The sequence below is a fragment of the Streptomyces sp. NPDC001568 genome (assembly GCF_042893755.1).
Taxonomy (GTDB): Bacteria; Actinomycetota; Actinomycetes; order Streptomycetales; family Streptomycetaceae; genus Streptomyces.
This window is the reverse complement of the sequence record NZ_JBIAVF010000021.1, coordinates 58,547-79,077: the sequence shown is the minus strand read 5'-3', so window position 1 is coordinate 79,077 and position 20,531 is coordinate 58,547. Positions and strand designations below refer to the sequence as shown.

16 protein-coding genes and 3 riboswitches are annotated in these 20,531 nt (G+C 72.3%); of the genes, 9 read left to right on the top strand and 7 right to left on the bottom strand.

Going from position 1 to position 20,531, the window contains the following annotated elements:
* Window positions 1–101: 101 nt before the first annotated feature.
* From metE to aceA, 4 genes are all read right to left on the bottom strand, one after another.
* Window positions 102–2,426 carry a 5-methyltetrahydropteroyltriglutamate--homocysteine S-methyltransferase gene (gene metE / locus ACFY0I_RS32385; protein ID WP_388902414.1) on the bottom strand — a complete coding sequence of 775 codons (2,325 nt, stop codon included), beginning with the start codon at window positions 2,424–2,426 and terminating at the stop codon, window positions 102–104.
* 171 nt (window positions 2,427–2,597) lie between these two features.
* A riboswitch (cobalamin riboswitch) is annotated at window positions 2,598–2,824 on the bottom strand.
* Between the two features lie 148 nt (window positions 2,825–2,972).
* Window positions 2,973–3,857: a 3-hydroxybutyryl-CoA dehydrogenase gene (locus tag ACFY0I_RS32380; protein ID WP_388902412.1), complete on the bottom strand. Its 885-nt coding sequence runs from the start codon at window positions 3,855–3,857 to the stop codon at window positions 2,973–2,975.
* Window positions 3,854–5,452 carry a malate synthase A gene (gene aceB, locus ACFY0I_RS32375; RefSeq protein WP_388902410.1) on the bottom strand — a complete coding sequence of 533 codons (1,599 nt, stop codon included), beginning with the start codon at window positions 5,450–5,452 and terminating at the stop codon, window positions 3,854–3,856. Before aceB ends, ACFY0I_RS32380 begins: the two co-directional genes overlap by 4 nt.
* A 116-nt stretch (window positions 5,453–5,568) precedes the next feature.
* Window positions 5,569–6,852 (bottom strand): isocitrate lyase, encoded by a 1,284-nt coding sequence (gene aceA, locus ACFY0I_RS32370; protein ID WP_388902409.1) that lies wholly within the window; start codon window positions 6,850–6,852, stop codon window positions 5,569–5,571.
* On the opposite strand from aceA, the gene ACFY0I_RS32365 reads away from it, so the two are divergent.
* From ACFY0I_RS32365 to ACFY0I_RS32350, 4 genes are all read left to right on the top strand, one after another.
* A complete protein-coding gene (locus ACFY0I_RS32365) occupies window positions 6,851–7,042 on the top strand; it encodes a hypothetical protein (RefSeq protein ID WP_388902407.1) in 192 nt (63 codons plus the stop codon). The two genes, aceA and ACFY0I_RS32365, sit on opposite strands and share 2 nt — an antisense overlap.
* A 187-nt stretch (window positions 7,043–7,229) precedes the next feature.
* Window positions 7,230–8,645: a short-chain fatty acyl-CoA regulator family protein gene (locus ACFY0I_RS32360; protein ID WP_388902405.1), complete on the top strand. Its 1,416-nt coding sequence runs from the start codon at window positions 7,230–7,232 to the stop codon at window positions 8,643–8,645.
* Between the two features lie 61 nt (window positions 8,646–8,706).
* Window positions 8,707–9,255, top strand: a complete 549-nt coding sequence (locus ACFY0I_RS32355; RefSeq protein ID WP_388902404.1) for a hypothetical protein — start codon at window positions 8,707–8,709, stop codon at window positions 9,253–9,255.
* The gene (locus ACFY0I_RS32350) at window positions 9,198–9,398 is read left to right on the top strand and encodes a hypothetical protein (RefSeq protein ID WP_388902402.1); all 201 of its coding nucleotides are present in this window, start codon (window positions 9,198–9,200) and stop codon (window positions 9,396–9,398) included. The genes ACFY0I_RS32355 and ACFY0I_RS32350 overlap by 58 nt, the downstream gene beginning before the upstream one ends.
* A gap of 113 nt (window positions 9,399–9,511) precedes the next feature.
* Here the strand turns inward: ACFY0I_RS32350 and ACFY0I_RS32345 are convergent, their stop codons facing one another.
* The 3 genes from ACFY0I_RS32345 to ACFY0I_RS32335 all read right to left on the bottom strand — a co-directional run bounded on the left by ACFY0I_RS32345 (window position 9,512) and on the right by ACFY0I_RS32335 (window position 12,343).
* Window positions 9,512–10,333, bottom strand: a complete 822-nt coding sequence (locus ACFY0I_RS32345) for a CbtA family protein (protein WP_388902400.1) — start codon at window positions 10,331–10,333, stop codon at window positions 9,512–9,514.
* 14 nt (window positions 10,334–10,347) lie between these two features.
* Window positions 10,348–10,575, bottom strand: coding sequence for a CbtB-domain containing protein (locus ACFY0I_RS32340; RefSeq protein WP_388902398.1), 228 nt, complete (start codon window positions 10,573–10,575; stop codon window positions 10,348–10,350).
* A gap of 355 nt (window positions 10,576–10,930) precedes the next feature.
* The gene (locus tag ACFY0I_RS32335) at window positions 10,931–12,343 is read right to left on the bottom strand and encodes a hypothetical protein (protein WP_388902397.1); all 1,413 of its coding nucleotides are present in this window, start codon (window positions 12,341–12,343) and stop codon (window positions 10,931–10,933) included.
* A 117-nt stretch (window positions 12,344–12,460) separates the two neighbouring features.
* A riboswitch (cobalamin riboswitch) is annotated at window positions 12,461–12,537 on the bottom strand.
* A 161-nt stretch (window positions 12,538–12,698) separates the two neighbouring features.
* Window positions 12,699–12,768: riboswitch (cobalamin riboswitch) on the top strand.
* 133 nt (window positions 12,769–12,901) lie between these two features.
* On the opposite strand from ACFY0I_RS32335, the gene ACFY0I_RS32330 reads away from it, so the two are divergent.
* From ACFY0I_RS32330 to ACFY0I_RS32310, 5 genes are read left to right on the top strand one after another with little or no spacing between them, the layout of a single operon-like run.
* Window positions 12,902–15,694: a prenyltransferase/squalene oxidase repeat-containing protein gene (locus ACFY0I_RS32330; RefSeq protein ID WP_388902395.1), complete on the top strand. Its 2,793-nt coding sequence runs from the start codon at window positions 12,902–12,904 to the stop codon at window positions 15,692–15,694.
* A complete protein-coding gene (locus ACFY0I_RS32325; RefSeq protein WP_388902393.1) occupies window positions 15,691–16,653 on the top strand; it encodes a hypothetical protein in 963 nt (320 codons plus the stop codon). The genes ACFY0I_RS32330 and ACFY0I_RS32325 overlap by 4 nt, the downstream gene beginning before the upstream one ends.
* 4 nt (window positions 16,654–16,657) lie before the next feature.
* The gene (locus tag ACFY0I_RS32320; RefSeq protein WP_388902391.1) at window positions 16,658–17,845 is read left to right on the top strand and encodes an energy-coupling factor transporter transmembrane component T; all 1,188 of its coding nucleotides are present in this window, start codon (window positions 16,658–16,660) and stop codon (window positions 17,843–17,845) included.
* The gene (locus tag ACFY0I_RS32315) at window positions 17,842–19,497 is read left to right on the top strand and encodes an ABC transporter ATP-binding protein (protein WP_388902389.1); all 1,656 of its coding nucleotides are present in this window, start codon (window positions 17,842–17,844) and stop codon (window positions 19,495–19,497) included. Before ACFY0I_RS32320 ends, ACFY0I_RS32315 begins: the two co-directional genes overlap by 4 nt.
* Window positions 19,494–20,312, top strand: coding sequence for an ECF transporter S component (locus ACFY0I_RS32310; RefSeq protein ID WP_388902387.1), 819 nt, complete (start codon window positions 19,494–19,496; stop codon window positions 20,310–20,312). Before ACFY0I_RS32315 ends, ACFY0I_RS32310 begins: the two co-directional genes overlap by 4 nt.
* Window positions 20,313–20,531: the final 219 nt, after the last annotated feature.

Genomic DNA, 20,531 nt, shown 5'->3' with positions numbered 1-20,531 from the left:
TGCGTCAGGACGGCGGACGAACGGGCAGGTCCTCGGCCCGCCGGATGGCGACGCCGTCGGGCCGGAACATCCGGTCACGGATGTTCCGACCCGAACGCGGATCAGACGGTCACGTCACCGGCCTCCGCGCGGACCTCGCGAGCTGCTGCGACGAGGTTCTCCAGCGAAGCGCGTGTCTCGACCCAACCACGGGTCTTCAGACCGCAGTCGGGATTGACCCAGAGCCGCTCGGCCGGGATGGCCTCCAGCCCCTTGCGCAGGAGGGCCGCCGCCTCCGCGGCCGAGGGGACGCGCGGAGAGTGGATGTCCCACACGCCGGGGCCGGCCTCGCGCGGGTATCCGTGCTCGGCGAGCTCGGTCGCGACCTGCATGTGGGAGCGGGCCGCCTCCAAGCTGATCACGTCGGCGTCGAGGTCGTCGATGGCCTGGACGATGTCACCGAACTCCGCGTAGCACATGTGGGTGTGGATCTGGGTCTGGGGCCGCACGCCCGAGGTCGTCAGGCGGAAGGACTCCGTTGCCCACTCCACGTAGTCGGCGTGGCCGTCCGCGCGCAGCGGCAGCGTCTCGCGCAGGGCGGGCTCGTCCACCTGGATCACCGAAGTTCCGGCCGCCTCCAGGTCGTTGACCTCGTCGCGCAGGGCGAGTCCGACCTGGCGGGCGGTCTCCCCGAGGGGCTGGTCGTCGCGGACGAAGGACCAGGCGAGCATGGTGACCGGGCCGGTCAGCATGCCCTTGACCGGCTTGGACGTCTGCGACTGGGCGTACGTCGTCCAGCGCACGGTCATCGGCTCCGGACGGGAGATGTCCCCGGCCAGGACCGGCGGCCGCACGTAGCGGGTGCCGTACGACTGGACCCAGCCGTGCTGGGTCGCCAGGTATCCCGTCAGCTGCTCGGCGAAGTACTGGACCATGTCGTTGCGTTCGGGTTCGCCGTGCACGAGGACGTCGAGGCCGGTCTTCTCCTGGAAGGAGAGCACCTCTCGGATCTCCTCCTCGATGCGCTCCTCGTACCCGGCGGTGTCGATCCGGCCGGCCCGCAGGTCGGCGCGCGCCACCCGCAGTTCGTCCGTCTGCGGGAAGGAACCGATGGTCGTCGTCGGCAGGAGCGGCAGTGCCAGGTGGGCCCGCTGGGCGGCGGCGCGCTCGGCGTACGGCTGCGCGCGGCGACCGTCCGCATCGGTGATCGCCTCCGTTCGCGCCCGGACCGCGGGGTCGCGGGTGATCGGGGACGCGGCCCGGGAGGCCAGGTCGGCCCGGTTCGCGGCGAGTTCGGCGGTGATCGCTCCGGCGCCCTGGGCGAGGCCGCGGGCCAACGTCGTGATCTCGGCCGTCTTCTGCCGGGCGAAGGCCAGCCACCGTCGGACCTGCGGATCGATGTCGCGCTCGACGCCGACGTCCAGCGGGACGTGCAGCAGTGAGCAGGAGGCGGCGACGTCCACCCGATCGGCCAGGCCGAGGAGGGTGCCGAGCGTGCTCAGCGACTTCTGGTAGTCGTTCAGCCAGATGTTGCGCCCGTTGACCACGCCCGCGACCAGCCGCTTGCCGGGCAGGCCGCCGACGGCGGCGAGGTCGGCGAGGTTGGCGGCGGCCCGGTCGGTGAAGTCGAGGGCGAGGCCCTCCACCGGAGCCTTGGCCAGGACGGGCAGGGCCTCGCCGAGCCGGTCGAAGTACGAGGCGACCAGCAGCTTCGGGCGGTCGGTCAGTGCGCCGAGTTCCCGGTAGGCACGGGTGGCGACGTTCAGCTCGGCCGGGGTGCGGTCCTGCACCAGGGCCGGCTCGTCGAGCTGGACCCATTCGGCGCCGGCCGCGCGCAGTTCCGCCAGCACCCGGGCGTAGACGGGCAGCAGCCGGTCCAGGAGGGTGATCGGCTCGAAGTCGGCGGCGACGCCGGGCTCGGGCTTGGCGAGGAGGAGGTACGTCACCGGGCCGACGAGGACCGGGCGCGCGCGGTGGCCGAGGGTGAGGGCCTCCTTCAGCTCGGCGACCTGCTGGGCGGAGTCGGCCGTGAAGACGGTGTCGGGCCCGAGTTCGGGAACCAGGTAGTGGTAGTTGGTGTCGAACCACTTGGTCATCTCCAGCGGGGCGACGTCCTGCGTGCCGCGCGCCATGGCGAAGTAGCCGTCCAGGGAATCGGACGCCACGACGGCCCGGTGGCGGGTGGGGATGGCGCCGACCATGACCGTGGTGTCCAGGACGTGGTCGTAGTACGAGAAGTCGCCGGTCGCAACCTCGGTGATGCCTGCCTCGGCCAGCTGGGCCCAGTTGGCCCGGCGCAGGTCGCGGGCGGTCTCCCGGAGGGCATCCGCTGCGACGCGGCCCTTCCAGTAGCCCTCGATCGCCTTCTTCAGTTCGCGGTTCTGACCCTGGCGGGGGTACCCGTACACAGTGGCCTGTACTGCCGCGGCTGCGGACTCGGTGGTCACGGAACTCTCCTTCGCGAGCTTGTCTCCATGGACCCGGTGAGGGGCCGAAGGCGCGAAGGGTGCCGGAACGGGCGGACCGCCAAGGTCGCGTACGTCCGAGTACGCGACGGGGAGGATCCGCCTGGAGCACGCCGACCCGCCCACGAGGTCACCGGGAAACCGGGCGCGGTCGATCGCGCTCGGGCAACGGGCAGGTCTTCGGACTCGCGGGCACGCCTGCCGGTATCCCGGCGGGCACCTACTGGCCGTCGCTTCCCAGAACCGTTGTCCGGTCCCAGTGCGTATGACGCCGGTCGTTCCCACTCACCGCTGCGGGGCAGTCCCGGATTCCCACCGGGTTCCCTCTTACGACGCATCCCGCCTGGCGGACGGGGCGAACCAGCTGCGAGGCCCACACTAGGTCGGTGACCGGGGAATGAACACCGCTTTCCACATGCCGGACGGGGAAATGAGACGCGTTGGGGGTGCGGCGACACCACTCGCCGCACCCCCACCGTTCTCCTGCACCTCCGGCGCACCCTCGGCCCCGGAGCCGTGCCGGGCCCCTCAGACCCGGCCGTACGGGTGGAACCCGCGGCCGCTCTTGCGGCCCAGCAGCCCCGCCTGAACCATCCGCCGGAGCAGCGGGGGCGGGGCGTACAGCGGTTCCTTGAACTCCTCGTACAGCGACTGCGCGATCGCGGCGACGGTGTCCAGGCCGATCAGGTCGGCGAGCTTGAGCGGGCCCATGGGGTGGGCGCAGCCCAACTCCATGCCGGCGTCCACGTCGGCGGCGCTCGCGAACCCGGATTCGGCCATCCGGATGGCCGAGAGCAGGTAGGGGATCAGCAGCGCGTTGACGATGAAACCCGCCCGGTCCTGGGAGCGGACCGTGGTCTTGCCGAGGACGTCACGGGCGAACGTCTCCACTGCGGCCAGGGTGTCCGCCGACGTGTGGAGGGAGGAGACGACCTCGACCAGCGGGAGGACGGGGACGGGGTTGAAGAAGTGCAGGCCCACCACCCTGTCCGCCCGTCCGGTGGCCATGCCCAGCCGCATGATCGGGATGGCCGACGTGTTCGTGGCGAGGATCGCCTTCGGGTCCGCGACGATCTTGTCGAGGGCCGTGAAGACCTCCGTCTTGGCTTCGGGGTCCTCGGTGACGGCCTCGATGACGAGCTGCCGGTCGCCGAGGTCCTCCAGGTCCCCGGTGAACACGAGCCTGGCCAGGGCGTCCTCGGCGGAGAGTCGGTCGAGCTTGCCGCGCCGGACCGCGCGTTCCAGGGAGACGGCCACGCGCTGAGCGGCGGCGCGGGCGGCGGCCGCGTCCGCTTCGGCGACGACGGTGTCGAGGCCGGCGCGGGCGCACACCTCGGCGATGCCCGCTCCCATCCGGCCGCCGCCCACGACTCCGACGCGGTGGATGTCGGCGGGCCGCGGCAGGGCGTTCACGCGTTCACCCGCGCGGGGACACGGCGGACGAGGTGTCGGGTGTAGGCCTCGGGCGTGAAGAACAGCGGAAGCCGCACCGAGAGCGCGCAGTCCACGAAGACCTCCCGGGCTTCGAGGACGAGCGCCTGCGGGTCCTCGGCCTCCAGGGCCGCGCATTCGGCGTCGAGGAGGTCGACGACCGCGTTCCGGTCCACCCGGTCGTGGCGCAGCCACTGCCAGATCTGGACGCGGGCGATCTCGGCGGTGGCCGCGTCCTCCATCAGCCCGTGCAGGGCGACGGCGCCGCTGCCGCGCAGCCAGGCGTCGAAGTAGCGCAGGGCCACCGCCACGTTGGAGCGGATGCCCTCGGAGGTCGGCGGGGCGGCGATCCGGCGTACGGACAGCAGGTCTGCGGCCGTGGCCTCGACGTCCTCCCGGGTGCGCTCCAGCTGGTTCGGCCGCTGCCCGAGGACGTCGTCGAAGACCTCCCGGCAGACGGGGACCAGCCCGGGGTGGGCGACCCAGGAGCCGTCGAAGCCGTCCTCCGCCTCCCGTTCCTTGTCGAGCCGGACCTTCGCGAACGCGGCGGTGTTCGCGGCCGGTTCCCTGCTCGGGACGTGGGCGGCCATGCCGCCGATGGCGTGGGCGCCGCGCCGGTGGCAGGTGCGCACGAGGAGTTCGGTGTAGGCCCGCATGAAAGGGGCGGTCATGGTGACCGCGGCCCGATCGGGCAGCTGGAAGTCGGTGCGGTGGCCGAAGGTCTTGATCAGGCTGAACAGGTAGTCCCAGCGGCCCGCGTTGAGGCCGGCGCTGTGCTCGCGCAGTTCGTGGAGGATCTCCTCCATCTCGAACGCCGCGGTGATCGTCTCGATGAGGACGGTGGCGCGGACCGTGCCGCGGGGGATGCCGAGCAGTTCCTGGGCGTACACGAAGATGTCGTTCCACAGACGCGCCTCGGTGCGGTTCTCCAACTTCGGGAGGTAGAAGTACGGGCCGTACCCGGCGTCGATCTGCCGCTGCGCGCAGTGGAAGAAGTACAGACCGAAGTCGACGAGGGAGGCGGGCACGGGCCGCCCGTCGATCTCCAGGTGCTCCTCGGTGAGGTGCCAGCCGCGCGGGCGGACCATGATGGTCGCCAGGTCCGCGCCGAGGCGGTACTCCTTGCCCTCGGGAGTCGTGAAGTCGATGCGCCGCTCGATGGCGTCGAGCAGGTTCAGTTGACCACCGATGACGTTGTTCCAGGTGGGTGCGGTGGCGTCCTCGAAGTCGGCCATCCAGACCTTCGCCCCGGAGTTCAGCGCGTTGATCGCCATGCGGCGTTCCGGCGGACCGGTGATCTCCACGCGGCGGTCGGTCAGGCCGGGCGCGGGCGGGGCCACGCGCCAGTCGTCGTCGGCGCGGACCGCGGCCGTGGCGCGGGAGAAGTCCAGCGGCGTCCCGGAGGCCAAGTGGGCGGAGCGGCGGCGGCGTTCCTTGAGGATCTCCAGGCGGCGGTCCGCGAAGGCGGCGTCGAGCCGGCCGATGAATTCCAGGGCCTCGGGAGTCAGGATCTCCTCGTGGCGCTCAGCCGGCGCGCCGAGGACCCGGACGCTGCTGATCAGGGGCGTGAGTGGCATGGGGTTCTTCTCCTCGGCGTGGGGCGGCGGGCGCCCGAGGGGAAACCCTCGGGCGCCGTCGAACGGCGAGCGGCAGGGCGCCGGGTCGGACTCGGGTGGGCCAGGAGCAGGGGGTCCTAGTGGAACTGCTCTTCCTCGGTGGAACCGGTGAGGGCCGTGGTGGAGGAGGCGGGGTTGACGGCGGTGGAGACGAGGTCGAAGTAGCCGGTGCCGACCTCGCGCTGGTGCTTGACGGCGGTGAAGCCCTGGGCCTGGGCGGCGAACTCGCGCTCCTGGAGGTCGACGTACGCGGTCATGCCGTGCTCGGCGTAGCCGCGGGCGAGGTCGAACATGCCGTGGTTGAGCGAGTGGAAGCCGGCCAGGGTGATGAACTGGAAGCGGTAGCCCATCGCGCCGAGCTCCCGCTGGAACTTGGCGATCTGGTCGTCGTCCAGCGCGGCCTTCCAGTTGAAGGACGGGGAGCAGTTGTAGGCGAGCATCCGGTCCGGGTACCGGGCGTGGATGGCCTCGGCGAACTCGCGGGCCTGGGCCAGGTCCGGGGTGCCGGTCTCCACCCAGATGAGGTCCGCGTACGGGGCGTAGGCCAGGCCTCGGGCGATGACCGGGGCCATGCCGCCCCGGACGTGGTAGAAACCCTCGGCGGTGCGCTCGCCGGTGCAGAACTCGGCGTCGCGTTCGTCGACGTCGCTGGTCAGCAGGGTGGCGGCGAGGGCGTCCGTACGGGCGATGATCAGGGTCGGGGTATCGGCGATGTCGGCTGCCAGGCGGGCCGCGTTGAGGGTGCGCACGTGCTGGGCGGTGGGGACGAGGACCTTGCCTCCGAGGTGGCCGCACTTCTTCTCGGAGGCCAGCTGGTCCTCGTAGTGGATGCCGGCCGCGCCCGCCGCGATCATCGCCTTGGTCAGCTCGAAGGCGTTCAGGGGGCCGCCGAAGCCGGCCTCGGCGTCCGCGACGATCGGCGCGAGCCAATCCGTGGTGTCCGTGCCGCCCTCGGCGGTGGCGATCTGGTCGGCCCGCAGCAGGGCGTTGTTGATCCTGCGCACCACCTGCGGGACCGAGTTGACCGGGTAGAGGCTCTGGTCCGGGTAGGTGTGTCCGGCCTGGTTCGCGTCGGCGGCCACCTGCCAGCCGGAGAGGTAGATCGCCTGGAGCCCGGCCCGCACCTGCTGGACCGCCTGGCCGCCGGTGAGCGCGCCGAGGGCGTGGATGTAGTCCTGCTCGTGGAGCTGACGCCACAACCGCTCGGCGCCGCGCCGGGCCAGGGTGTGCTCCTCGCGGACGCTGCCCGACAGGCGGACCACGTCCTCGGCCGAGTAGGTGCGCTCGATGCCCGCCCACCGCGGGTCGTCCGCCCAGCGCTGCTCGAGCTGCTCGGCTGCCGCCTTGTTCGCCTCTGCCATGACCGTCACCGTTTCCGTCGTCGCTTGTTCTGCCAATGCCCCCGACAGGGATCCGCGCATTGACACTCTGTGCCTGGATGAAGAAGATGCGGCCGCCGAACCCGCCCGTGGGCCGGAGCTGAGCAATGCTGCCGATCTGCCGGAGCGGACGGCCAGACCACCGAAATCAGGGCATGAATCGACGTTCTGAGGTCCTCCCGGCCACCGGTTCCGGCCGGCCGCAGGACTGACTCTGGCACTGGCACTGGGTGCCATCAAGGAGGGACGTCTGCCAAGGTTTGCGAATCTTCGAGGCTGAAATTGCCAAGCTTGCGAAGGTTACCGATGAGTCCGCTCGCCGTATGCTGACGGCACCCGTCCGACGGTGGAGGAGTTCGGTGAGCAAGACCTACGCGGGAGCACGGCTGCGGCGGCTGCGCGAGGAACGGCGCATGACGCAGGCGGACCTGGCCAGGGTGCTGGGCATCTCGCCCAGCTACCTGAACCAGATGGAGCACGACTCCCGCCCGCTCACCGTCCCGGTGTTGCTGCGCCTCACCGAGGCGTTCGGGGTGGACCCGGGGTTCTTCTCGGAGCGCGACACCAGCCGCATGGTGGCCGACCTTCGCGAGGCGCTGGCCCATGAGGTCGCCGAGGCCCGCGTCTCCTCCTCCGACCTGGCCGAGCTGGCCACCCGGATGCCTGCGGTCGCCGCGGTCCTGCTGGACCTCGGGCGACGCGGCCAGCTCCTCGCGGAGCGGCTCGTCGACGCGGCCGAGGGGCGCGGCGCCCCGGCGGAGGCCCCGCGTTCTCCCCACGAGGAGATCCGCGAGTTCTTCTACCGGCGGCAGAACTACCTCCCCGACACCGACCTCGCCGCCGAGGCCCTGGCCCGCGAGATCGGAATCCGCCCCGGGGACGTCATCCGCGCCCTGACGCACCGTCTCACCGACCGGCACGGGGTGAGGATCACCGCTGACTCCGACCGCCTGCACCACTACGACGCCGATGCCCGCGCCCTGCACCTGTCGAGCAGACTTCGTCCCGGTCAGCAGGCCTTCCGGATGGCCACGCAGCTCGCCCTCCTCGAGTACGGGGACGAGTTGGACCGACTGGCCGCCGAGGATTTCCCGGCCGGGTCCGAGGCACGCCCCTTGGCCCGGATCGGCATCGCCAACTACTTCGCCGCCGCGCTGATCCTCCCGTACACGGCTTTCCACACCGCCGCCGAGGAGTTCCGCTACGACATCGAGCGGCTCACCGACCACTTCGGCCTCGGCTACGAGACCGTCTGTCACCGCCTCAGTACCCTCCAACGCCCCAGGCTGCGCGGGGTCCCCTTCTCCTTCGTACGGGTCGACCGGGCCGGGAACATGTCCAAGCGGCAGTCGGCCACGGGATTCCACTTCTCCCGTGCGGGCGGCACCTGCCCGCTCTGGAACGTCTACGAGGCCTTCAGCGCCCCCGGCCGCATCCACGTCCAGGTCGCCGCCATGCCCGACGGACAGCGGTACCTGTGGACCGCCCGGGCCGTCACCCGCCACCGCGGCGGCTGGGGCGAACCCGGCAAGACCTTCGCGATCGGCCTCGGCTGCGAGATCCGGCACGCCTCCCGGCTCGTGTACGCCGACGGGCTCGACCTCGACAACACGGCGGCCGCCACCCCCATCGGCATGGGCTGCCGCCTCTGCGAACGCCTCGACTGCCCGCAGCGGGCCGTGCCGCCGCTCGGGCGGGCGCTGGCCGTGGACGAGAACAGCAGCACGTTCGTCCCGTACCCCGTCACCGGCGCGTCCTCGTCCCTCCGCGGCTGACGCACCCGGCGCCGGCCCGGGCGGCGCGGACACGCCCCACCCCCTACGAACCATGGTGGTCATGGAGCCTTCGACCCATCCCGAACCCGACGTACGTCTGGCGCGCCTCGCCGACGCGGTCGGTCTCCCGCCCGCATGGCCCGCCACCGATGCGTTCCTCGACGACCTCGCGGAGCGGACCGGGCTGCGCGTCCACGACCTGCGGCTCGTCGCGGACCTCCCCCTACCCGCCACCGCGTGGCTCTTCGACGAGCCGGCCGGCGCTTCCAGTTCGCTGGTGTCGCTCTCCCTCGCTCTGCCCGTGTCCGGCAGGCAGCTGCTGCGCACCCGGGCGCGCTCCATGACCGCGCCGGTGGGCACGCTCGCTCCGTGGAAGCCCCGTCCCTACGAGGAGTACGCACCGGGCTTCGGCTCGCTCCTCCTGCGCATGCTCGCGCTCCGCAACCTGAACTGGTCCGGGACGGCCAAGGCGATGTGCCTGATGTCCGGAGTGTGCAAGGCGGCCTCGACCATCGGCGCGGTGGGACGGGGCGCAGGCAGCTCGACGCGCAGATGCTCGACGGCTTCGCGGCGACGCTCGGCGTCCGGGTCACCGTGCTGGCCGAGCTGACCGGCGTCCGCCCGTCGGGCGGTCATCGCGAACCGGCGCCCGAGGTGGTCGACACCGCCTCGCTGATCTGGGAGACCCGGCACGTGACCAGGGGTCAGATCGGTGAACTCAGCGCGTACGCCAAGGTGCTGGGCGGGAAGTGAAACCGTCCGGTGCGTCGATCACCCGCTCGTGAACACCGGATACGGAACGTACGAGCCCTGCCTCCCCGCGGGTACGGGGAGACAGGGCTCCGGGTCGGCTGCGGGTGCGTCGATCAGCCGAGAACCGACTCCGGCCGGGCCGGCGCCTCGGTACCCGCGGGGTCGGTGCGGTGGGCCAGGAGCCGCTGGGCGAGAACGCCGAAGACGATCCCGAACACGGCCCACATCACGACCTGTACGGACAGCGAGGCCACCCGGAACTCCCACAGCAGGGCCGCGGGGAACTCGGGCTTGACGGCGTCCGTGTTGTCCGGGAGGACGAGGAAGGCCAGGCCCGTGGCGACGACGAAGCCGGCGCCGGCGGCGAGCGTCGCGTTCCAGTTGCCCAGGCGCGGTGCCAGCCTCCGCCCCAGGATGATCGCGCCGACACCCAGCAGGACGCTGAGCAGGATCATCAGGAAGAACAGCGTGGTGCGCTGCCCGATGGTGTCCGGGTTCCCGACCGCCGGCGGGGCGGCCGGGTACTTCAGGAACGGCACCAGGTAGACGGTGGTGAAGGCGCCCGCGGCCGTGAGCGCGGCCGTGGCCCTCGGGCTGAACCCGCCGACGCGGCCCAGGACGAAGGAGAACGCGAGGGAGGCGATGCCGCCCAGCGCGACCCCGTAGACCAGCACGCCGGTGGCGAGGCCGACGGTGGACTGGACGGGCCGGCTGACGAGCTCTTCCTCTTCCTCGGCCGGGGCCTCGGCACCGCCGTGACCGGCGTGGCCGGACGCGGGGGCGGCTTCCTTGGCGGCCGCTGCCTCTTCGACGGCGATGGAGCCCCGTACCGGGGGCTCGCCCGCCACATAGGCGACGGCGAAGGCGAACAGCCCGGCGATCAGGCCCGCGAGCATGCCGCGGACCAGCAGACCTCTGACAGTGGAGGCGTACATGTGCGTGGCCTCTCTCAGTGGCAGGGGAAGCCGAGCAGGTGGCGACCGTCGTGCACCCACTCGTGCACGCCCTCGCCGGCGAACACGGCGGTGGCGCCCTGCTCGGCACCGACGAAGTAGAGGGCCACGACCATCAGGAGACCGACGAAGACCGCCCAGGGCAGTACCGCGCGCACGGGCAGCGGAGCCGACGGCGAGACGGCGGTGGTGGGTATGACAGCGGAAGCGACAGCCTCGGCCATGATGGAACCTCCTCGGGGAACAACGCGTCCCATACGGTGGTGCAGGACGACGGTCCTCGGGTCTGACTCGCCGCGGCCGTCACCCCCTGGAGGGGAGCGCCGTCGCAGCACACAGTGGCGCGACCATGCCGGATTCACACCGGTCTTCCGTCTCGCCGTCGTCGCTATGTGTAAATGTCGCGGTGACGCTACCGTGCGGCGGGCCGGCGGCCAAGACGGTGAGTCCCTGATCACAAAGGATGTCCGAGGCTCAGGACGGGCGGCTCCCGGGGATGCCATCACCGGCGAGGCTTACCGCGGTGCCCCGTGCGGGTCGCGGGCCCCGGGCCCGCGACCCGCACGGTGGTCGAATCGATCAGACGCCCCACCGCAGGGCGATGGTGTCGCCCACGTTGATGACCTTGTTGCGGGCGGCCCCGGCGAACGAGGACCCGTCCACGCTCACCTTCCACGTGTTGGAGCCGCTGTTGGCCTTGCCGTTGACCGCGGTGACGGTGCCGGTACCGGAGGACGGCGTGACGGCGGTGACGCAACCGGACGGGGCGGCGGCGGTGAGCGCGGCGTTGAGCACGTCACCGAGGGTGGTGGTCGTACCGGTCGGTGTGAGGGACACCGAGCAGACCTTGAGGTTGCCGGCGCCGTCGTCGACGGTCAGCGCCAGCTTGGTCGCCGTGCCGGCGGTGAAGGTGGACTGGGCGACCCACTGCGGAGCGCCGGGGGTGACCGGGACGGGCGGGGCGGTGGTGAAGCCCCCGCCGGCGACGGCACGCAGCGCGTCGATGGAGGAGTAGGCCGAGGGCGTGGTGTCGGACGGCTTGTACTTGAAGCCGCCCGCCGGGTTGTACTGGTTGGCGATGAGGAAGTCGATCGGGGTCTTGCCGCTGCCGGTGAGGAAGTCGCCCGTCTGCGGGTTGAATCCGCAGGCGTTCAGGCCGGCGACGCCCCAGCCGTTGGAGCTGGTGTTGACGCCGTAGAGGGAGTTGAAGGCGCCGCTGCCGGAGACCAGGGTGCTCTTGAGGAAGTTCTTGGCCTGGACGACGTCGGTGTCGGTGTTCGGGACACCGGAAACGCACAGGGCCGCCATGGCGGCGCCGGTCATGTCGACGTCGCCCGCGGAGTTCAGGACGGTGGGATTGCCCTCGCCCTTCTGGTAGGTCCAGCCGCCGTCCACGTGCTGGTTGGCACGGATGCGGGTGACGATGGAGTCGGTCAGCGCCTGCGGGACGCGCGGCCCGCCGCCCTGGGTCTTGGCGCCGCCCAGCGAAAGTCCCGCGAAGACCGTGCCGTTGAAGTTTCCGGAGGGACCGAAGTAACCGGCCTCGGCCGTCTGCCAGTACGAGTAGATGTTGGCTATGAGGTTGCGGGAGGCCGAGACGCGGGCCGGGTCGATGCCGGCGGCGTAGGCGTTGAGGGTGCCGCGCTCGTAGTCGGTGACCACCGGGGACGCCTGCGGCCAGCCCGCCGTCGACAGCAGGTTGCGGTAGACGGTGCGTGCGTTCTTGGTGGTGTCGCCGCCCGGGTGGACGTCGACGACGGCCGTACCGGTGGCCGCGAAGGTGCTGAACGCCCACTCGTTGGACAGGCCGCTGCCCGCGTACGAACCATCGGCGGCCTGGAGCGACTTGAGGTAGGTCACACCGTTCGTCTTCGACGTGGCGATCTGCGCGGGCGAGGAGGTGGCGAAGGCCGGCAGCGTCGCGAGGGCGAGGGCGCCGAGTGCTGCGGGCACCGCGAGTGAGAGGCGGCGGGAGGTTCGGGTTCGGGACAAGGCCTGCTCCTGGAATGGGGGACGCCGACCTGACCGGGACTCGTGCGGGCGGGCAGCCCGGAGCGCGGTGGCGGCCGTCCGAACGCGTGGTACGGCTTGTGATGTGCCTCGCCGCATGGGCATTCGGGCTCGGAGACGGCCCCCTGCCGTCCCACACCGCTGCGCGTCAGCCCCGGATTCGCACCGGGTTCCCCCATGTGGCAGCCCAGGACGCTACCCGAGTGATCAAGGCTCCGCCAGCCGCTCCGCCCGGGACCTTTCGAGGCGGCCGACGCCGTGTCACATGAGATGCAGACCACCTTGACGCTGTCTTTATCCGCGTGGTCCACTCCGACTGATAAGCACTCAGCTCCAGGGGAAGCCGGTCGAAATCCGGCGCTGACCCGCAACCGTAGGCCCGGCACCGCCGGGCGAGTCGGAATGCCTGGAGCCTGGTTTTCGCAGCGAGAAACGCCGTCGCGGACTACGGCGTGGTTCGAACGGCTTCCCCGTGCGCCCATGGGCTGTGGAAGCCCTTTCGCCACGCACTGGTCCGCCCGGCCGACACGAGGGGCCGTGGTGGGGACCGCACAGCAATCAGAGCGACACCTGGGGAGCAAGGGGCTGTTGTCGCTCGTATCGGCGGCGCTGCTGACCTTCGCCGCGAGCGCGGCCCTCGTCGGCGCGACGGTGCCCGCAGCGGCCGACCCGATCGAGCAGTGCTCGGCCACCACCGGGGCGATCGTCGCCGTGGACTTCGGCCCGTTCGGCGGCAAGCGGGAGAAGGGCTGCGACACCACGCCCACCACCGGCTACGAGTTGCTGCAGACCGCCGGGTTCACCATGGAGGGCACGGCCCACGACGGCCCCGCGTTCATCTGCCGCATCGGCAAGGGCTCCGGTACGCAGTACCCCACGCCGGACAAGGAGAACTGCGTCCTCACCCCGCAGGCCACGGCCTACTGGTCGTACTGGGTCGCCTCCCCCGGGCAGCGCAAGTGGTCCTACAGCCAGCAGGGGGCCATGGCCCGCAACCCGAGGCCCGGCGACGTGGAGGCCTGGGTCTACGGCGGCACCGACATCGCCGGCACCAAGGGCAAGCCGTCCTTCTCGCCCGACGACATCCGCGGCTTCACCACGGCGGACCCGACCGTTCCGACGGCCCCGCCCACGGTGCCGGCGGGTGCGATCAGCGTGCCCGCGGCCACCCGCTGGGTCACCGGCACGCTGACCGACGGGGAACGCGTCGTCGACGAGGGCTCCACCGCCGCGAACCACTTCCTCACCACGGAGGCCGTGTTCGCGCTCGCGGCGGCCGACCGCAAGAGCCCGGTGGCGAAGAAGATCGCCGACTTCCTCGCCACGCCCGCGCAGACCGACGCCTACGCCTACCCGGCCGGCAAGGACGGCGTTCCGGACGCCACCGCGGCGGCCCGACTCGCCCTGGTCGCCGAGGCCACCGGCAAGGACCCCCGCGCGTTCGGCGGCCACGACCTGCTCGGCGACCTCGTGAAGTACGCCTGCCCCCGCGACATCGGCGACGGCGAAGCGATCGAAGGCTGCTTCACCAAGGGCGACTTCCGTACGACAGGACAGGCCGACGCCCAGGCCATGGCCGTCATCGCCCTCGTCAACGCCGGTGTGACACCGCCGCCCCACTCCGTGGCCCGGCTCACCCACCTCCAGTGCGAGGACGGCGGCTTCACCAGCGTCCTCATCCGCCCCGGAAGCATGGGGTGCGAGAGCGAGGCCGGCGCCACCGGCCTGATCACCCTGGCCCTGGAACGGGCCGGCGGCCACGAGGCGGTCCTCCAGAAGGCCCGCGGCCACCTGAAGAGGTCCCAGCTGGCGACCGGCGCGTGGCCCGCCGTCTCCTACGAGACGATCGGCAACCCGACCGCCACCGCCTGGGCCGCGCAGGCGCTGCGCGCCCTCGGCGACGAGGCGTTCGCGGACGCCGGTGTCTCCTGGCTCTCCAAGCGCCAGCTCCGGACGGGTGGATTCGGCTTCGCCGAGGACGACACCGAGTCGAGGCTGTACCCCACCGCCACGTCCGCGATCGCGGGCGCCGGCAGTGATCTCGCCTCCCTGACCGCCAAGCCGATCGAACCGCCGACCCCGACCACGCCGCCCACCCCCACCACGCCGCCGGCCGGCGGGGGGCCCGACCTGAAGAAGGGCGTCACGTACCTGACCGCCCCGTCCCGGCTGGTCCAGGGCCGCTTCTACGAGAGCCAGGCCGGCACGGGCTTCGCCGACTACGGCCTGACCATCGACGGCGCGTACGCCCTCGCCGCCACCGGCGAGGACAACACCGCCCTGCGCAACATCGTCGACTTCATGGACAAGGGCGGCAAGGACGGCCAGAAGCGCGGCATCCACGAATGGACCCTCATGGGCACCAAGTACGCGAACGGCGGTTCCCTCGGCAAGGCAGCCGTACTCGCCCAGTCCGTGGGCCGCGACCCCCGGAACTTCGGCGGTCAGGACCTGATCGCCGCGCTCGCCAGGATCACCTGCCCGGCGAAGACCTCGACCCGCCAGGAATGCGCGGCCAAGGGCAACTACGCTTACGCGACATCCGTCTTCAAGCAGTCCCTCGGCGTCATGGCTCAGCTCCGCGCCGGTGAGAAGGCCGCCGCGGCCGAGCCCGCCGCGTACCTCAAGAGCCTCCAGGATCCTTCGGGTGCCTGGGTCAGTCTGATCGGCGAGCCCAGCGGCCCCGAGGTGGACTCCACCGCCATGGCCGCCATGACCGTGGAACTCCTCCCCGACGCCGACTCCCAGGCGGCGGTCGACAAGGCCCTCGCCTGGCTCGCGGCCCAGCAGAAGGAGGACGGCGGCTTCCCGGGCGCTTCCGGGAACTCGGTCAACTCCGCCGCCCTGGCCATCCAGGGACTCTCGCTGGACGCGCCCCGGTACGGTGCGCAGATCGCCAAGGCCCGCACGTTCCTGACGAGCCAGCAGAACGGCGACGGCGGCTTCAACGTCGCCAAGGGCGGCCAGACCGGCTCCGACCTGCGCGCCTCCACGCAGGCCGTCGGCGGCGCCACCGGCATCTCCTTCGGCACGTTGACCCGTGACCTGACCGGCACCACCCCCCAGCCCATCCCCAGTACGTCCGGCGGCACTTCCGGGGGAAGCACCGGAGGGAGCACCGGAGGTGGCGGCTCGCCCGTCATCGTGACACCGGGCGAGAACGGCGGTGGCTCGGGCTCCGCGGGTGGCTCGGGGGCCGGGGGCGGTCCTCTCGCCTCCACGGGCGCCCAGGTCGGCACGCTCGCCGCCGCGTCGCTGGCACTGGTCTTCGGCGGCTGGGGCATCACCCGCGCCGCGCAGCGCCGCCGCGAGACCTCGGGAAGTGGGGCATGAGCCGCGACCGCGTCGTGCGGGCCCCGGCCCGGACCGCTGCCGCGCTGGGGCTGACGGTGGCGGCGTTCGCCGCGACCGCCGCCCCGGCCGGCGCCGCGCCGCAGCCCATGGGGCAGTGCACCACCTCCTCGGGGGTCGTGCTCGCCGTCGACTTCAGCCGCTGGGGCGGTCCGGTCTACCGCTCCTGCGGCACGACACCCACCACCGGCTACGAGTTGCTCAACCAGGGCGGCTGGGCCACCACCGGCACCGGCCACGACGGCCCCGCCTTCATCTGCCGGATCGGCTACAGCGGCCACCAGGGCGGCAGGCAGTATCCGACCCCGCAGCAGGACGACTGCGTCCTGACCCCGCCGGCCTCCGCGTACTGGTCGTACTGGCACGCGAACCCGGGCCAGAACACGTGGGAGTACAGCCAGCTGGGCGCCATGCTCTACAAGCCCACGCCCGGCAGCGTCGATCTGTGGATCTTCGGCGGGACGAACATCGAGGGCACCGAGGGCAAGCCCACGCTCACCCCCGACCAGCTCCGGGCCAAGAACACCAAGCCCACCGGGGGGCCCGCGCCCCAGGACACCCGTACCGCCCAGCCGCTCCCGCCGAACGTCAACACGGGGCCCAGGCCGGAGAACCCCCGCCCCGTCGACCCGACGCAGCCGGCGCAGACGACATCGGCGCCCGCGCCCTCGGCCCCGGAGAGCCCGACACCGTCGGCGAGCCCCTCGACGAGCCCCTCCGTGAGCGCCACGCCCACGCCGACCCCTTCCACGCCGCAGCCGTCCGGCCCTCCGGCCGAGGCCGCACCGGCCGCCGGCCCCCAGGTCGTCGACGCGGCGCCCGCCGCCGACGCGAAGCACGACATCGGGTCGTACCTGCCCGCCGTCGCCACCGGAGCGCTGGTGCTGCTGATCGGCGCCGCCGCCTGGTACGCCGCCAAGCGCCGCCGTCGTACGGAGTAGCCGCGTGTCACGCACCACCACCGCGGCGGCGACCAAGCCGCCCCTGTCCGGCCCCGCGCCGGACACGGGCGGACGCCGCCTGCCCCGCACCCTGCACCCCGTCGCCTGGTGGATCTGGGCGCTCGCCCTGGCCACCGCCGTCAGCCGCACCAACAACCCGCTGCTGCTCTTCCTCGTCCTCGCCGTCCTCGGCCACGTCATCACCATGCGCCGGACCGAGGCTCCCTGGGCACGCGGCTTCAAGTACTACCTGTACCTCGCGCTGACCGTCGTCGCGATCCGCGTCACCTTCCGCGCGATCTTCGCCACCGGCATCACCCCGCGCGACCACTTCCTCTTCTCCCTGCCCCACATCCCCACCCCGGACTGGTACGCGGGCATCCGGCTCGGCGGTCCCGTCTCCCTGGAAGCCCTGCTCTCCGCCGCGACGGACGGGCTGCGCCTCGCCTGCATGCTGTGCTGCATCGGCGCCGCCAACACCCTTGCCAACCCCAAACGGGCCCTGCGCGTCCTGCCGGGCGCCCTCTACGAACTGGGGGTCGCCGTCACCGTGTCCATCAGCGTGGCCCCGCAGCTCGTCCAGAGCGTGCAGCGCGTCCACCGTGCCAAGCGCCTGCGGGCAGGCCGCGCGAAGGGGCTCCGGGCCTTGCGCGGCATCATCGTCCCGGTCCTCGAGGACGCCCTCGAACGGTCCCTGCGCCTGGCCGCCGCCATGGACTCCCGCGGCTACGGCCGCGCCGGCACCGCCACCCGCCGCTCCCGCCGGCTGACCGGCGCCCTCATGCTGCTCGGCATGTGCGGGCTGTGCGCCGGGGCCTACGGACTGCTCGACGCGACCGCGCCGAAGCTGCTCGGGCTTCCGGCCATGGGCGCCGGAGCCGTGCTGTGCTTCGCCGGGCTGCGCCTGGGAGGCCGCCGGATCACCCGGACCACCTACCGGCCCGATCCGTGGCACTTCGCCGAATGGGCCGTCGCCGGCTGCGGCGTCCTCTCCGCCGTCCTGCTCTTCACCCACGTCGGCTTCGACGCGGCCGAGCTCAACCCCTCGATCCACCCGCTCAGCTGGCCCACCCTGCCACTCGTACCCGCCGCCGCGATCCTCCTCGCGGGCACCGCGGGCTTCCTGGCCCCGCCCCCGACCGCGCCGGCCCGCCCGACCGTCCCGGCACAGCGCACCGAGGAATCCAAGTGATCACCTTCGACCACGTCACCGTCCAGTACGAGGACACGGCCGAGCCGGTCCTGCGGGACGTGGACCTCACCATCGAGGAGGGCGAGCTCTGCCTCGTCGTCGGCCACACCGGCGTCGGCAAGTCCACCCTCCTCGGCGCCGTCAACGGCCTCGTCCCGCACTTCACGGGCGGCACCCTCTCCGGCCGCGTCACCGTCGACGGCCGCGACACGGCCGCCCACCCGCCCCGTGAACTCGCCGACGTGGTGGGCGTGGTGGGCCAGGATCCGCTCGACGGTTTCGTCACCGACACCGTCGAGGAGGAACTCGCCTACGCGATGGAGCAGTTGGCGATTGCGCCGGCCACGATGCGCAAGCGGGTGGAGGAGACCCTCGACCTCCTCGGCCTCGCCGATCTGCGCCACCGCTCCCTGCACGAGCTGTCCGGCGGCCAGCAGCAGCGCGTCGCCATCGGCTCCGTCCTCACCGCCCACCCGCGGGTGCTCGTCCTGGACGAGCCGACCTCCGCCCTGGACCCCACGGCCGCCGAGGAGGTCCTGGCCGCAGTCACCCGCCTCGTGCACGACCTGGGCGTCACCGTCCTCCTCGCCGAGCACCGCCTGGAGCGGGTGGTCCAGTACGCCGACCGCGTCATCCACCTGCCGGGCAACGGCCGCGTCGTCCCCGGTGCCCCCGCCGAGATCTTCCGTACCTCCTCCATCGCCCCGCCCATCGTCGAGCTGGGCCGCGCCGCGGGCTGGACCCCGCTGCCGCTCTCGATCCGCGACGCCCGCCGCGCCGCGGCCCCCCTGCGAAGGCGGCTGGCCGGCGCCGTTCCCCCGCCGGTGCGGCCCGCCCCGGCCGCGGACCCCCCGGAACTCCTCGCCGCACGCGGCATCACCGTGACCTACCACGGCGTGCCGGCCGTCCGCGAGGTCGATCTCACCCTGCACGGCGGCGAGATCACCGCGCTCATGGGCCGCAACGGCTCCGGCAAATCCTCCCTGCTCTGGGCGCTCCAGGGTTCCGGGCCGCGCAAGGCCGGCTCGGTGGCCGTCGGTACTCCGGGCGATCCGAAACCGGTGGACCCGCGGAAGCTGTCCGCCGCGCGAGCCCGGCAGCTCGTCGGCCTCGTTCCCCAGACCCCCACCGACCTGCTCTACCTGGAAAGCGTGAAGCAGGAACTGGACCAGGCCGACGCCGAGTCGGAGGTCGCCCCCGACGGGATCCGGGCCCGCACCGTCCTGGACCGGCTCGCGCCCGGCATCCCCGACTCCACCCACCCCCGTGACCTGTCCGAGGGCCAGAAGCTCGCCCTCGTCCTCGCGATCCAACTGACCGCCGCACCCCGGGTGCTGCTCCTGGACGAGCCCACCCGCGGTCTCGACTACCGGGCCAAGAGCGCGCTGATCCGCATCGTCGACGACCTCGCCGCCGAGGGCCGGGCCGTCGTGATCTCCACCCACGACGTCGAGTTCGTCGCCCGCGCCGCCGACCGCGTCGTGGTCATGGCCGAGGGCGACGTCGTCGCCGACGGGCCGACCGGCGAGGTCATCGTCGCCTCCCCCGTCTTCGCCCCGCAGACCGCGAAGGTCCTCGCCCCGCTCCCCTACCTCACGGTCGCGCAGGCGGCCGCCGTCCTCACCGACCACGGGACGGACCCGGCCTCATGACCGCACGCGCCGCAGCCATCCGGATCAACGCGCGGGCCGGAATCGTCATCGCCATGGCGGCCTTCCTCGGCATCGTCGCGTTCTTCTGGCCGTTCCTCGTCGCACCGGGCAAGTTCGGCTCGAACTACGCGCCGCCACTGATCTTCGGCGTCCTGCTCGTCATCGTGCTGTGCGTCGTCATCTCCGAGATCGCCGAGGGCGGCATCAACTCCAAGGCCTTGGCCATGCTCGGCGTCCTGTCAGCCGTCAACGCCGCCATCCGACCACTCGGAGCGGGTACGGCGGGCATCGAGACCGTCTTCTTCATCCTCGTCCTGGCCGGTCGGGTGTACGGGCCGGGCTTCGGCTTCACCCTCGGCTGCACCTCCCTGTTCGCCTCCGCCCTCATCACCGGCGGGGTGGGCCCCTGGATGCCCTACCAGATGTTCGGCTGCGCCTTCGTCGGCATGCTCGCCGGCTTCCTCCCGAAGGCCGGCGGCCGCAAGGAGGTCGTCATGCTCGCCGTCTACGGCTCGGTCTCCGGCTATCTCTTCGGCTTCCTGCTCAACCTCTCCTTCTGGCCCTTCTCCCTCGACCCGAACAGCTCGATCGCCTACCTGCCCGGCCTGCCCTTCACCGAACAGTTCCAGCGCTACCTCGCCTTCGACCTGGCCACCTCGCTGGGCTGGGACACCGGCCGCGCCGTCACCAACTTCGTCTGCATCTGCCTGGCCGGCCCCGCCGTCCTCACGGTCTTCCGCCGCGCCGCCCGCAAGGCGCGCTTCCGGGCGCCCGTCCACTTCGAGCCCCGGGCGGCCCCGACGGACCCGAGCTGATCGCTCCCCGCGCCCCCTGCGTCCCGGACGCCCTGCGCGTCATCGGGTCCGGGAGGCGGAGGATCCCGGACGGATGGCCCGGCCGTGGCGGGGGCGGCCCCGTCGCCGTACTGCCCCCCGGGGGGCGGCGGCCCGGTGGCCCGTCGGTCCCGGCCGCTCCGGGTGCACGCGCGGCAGCCGCCCGGTAGCGTCGGAAGGAGGCCGTTCCGCCCAGAACAC

Coding starts and splice junctions, on each gene's coding strand:
- ACFY0I_RS32350 (WP_388902402.1), top strand. CDS start 9,198: ATGCTCGACGGCTTCGCGGCGACGCTCGGCGTCCGGGTCACCGTGCTG.
- ACFY0I_RS32345 (WP_388902400.1), bottom strand. CDS start 10,333: ATGTACGCCTCCACTGTCAGAGGTCTGCTGGTCCGCGGCATGCTCGCG.
- aceB (WP_388902410.1), bottom strand. CDS start 5,452: ATGCCACTCACGCCCCTGATCAGCAGCGTCCGGGTCCTCGGCGCGCCG.
- ACFY0I_RS32310 (WP_388902387.1), top strand. CDS start 19,494: ATGACCGCACGCGCCGCAGCCATCCGGATCAACGCGCGGGCCGGAATC.
- ACFY0I_RS32340 (WP_388902398.1), bottom strand. CDS start 10,575: ATGGCCGAGGCTGTCGCTTCCGCTGTCATACCCACCACCGCCGTCTCG.
- ACFY0I_RS32325 (WP_388902393.1), top strand. CDS start 15,691: ATGAGCCGCGACCGCGTCGTGCGGGCCCCGGCCCGGACCGCTGCCGCG.
- ACFY0I_RS32365 (WP_388902407.1), top strand. CDS start 6,851: ATGACCGTCACCGTTTCCGTCGTCGCTTGTTCTGCCAATGCCCCCGAC.
- ACFY0I_RS32355 (WP_388902404.1), top strand. CDS start 8,707: ATGGAGCCTTCGACCCATCCCGAACCCGACGTACGTCTGGCGCGCCTC.
- aceA (WP_388902409.1), bottom strand. CDS start 6,852: ATGGCAGAGGCGAACAAGGCGGCAGCCGAGCAGCTCGAGCAGCGCTGG.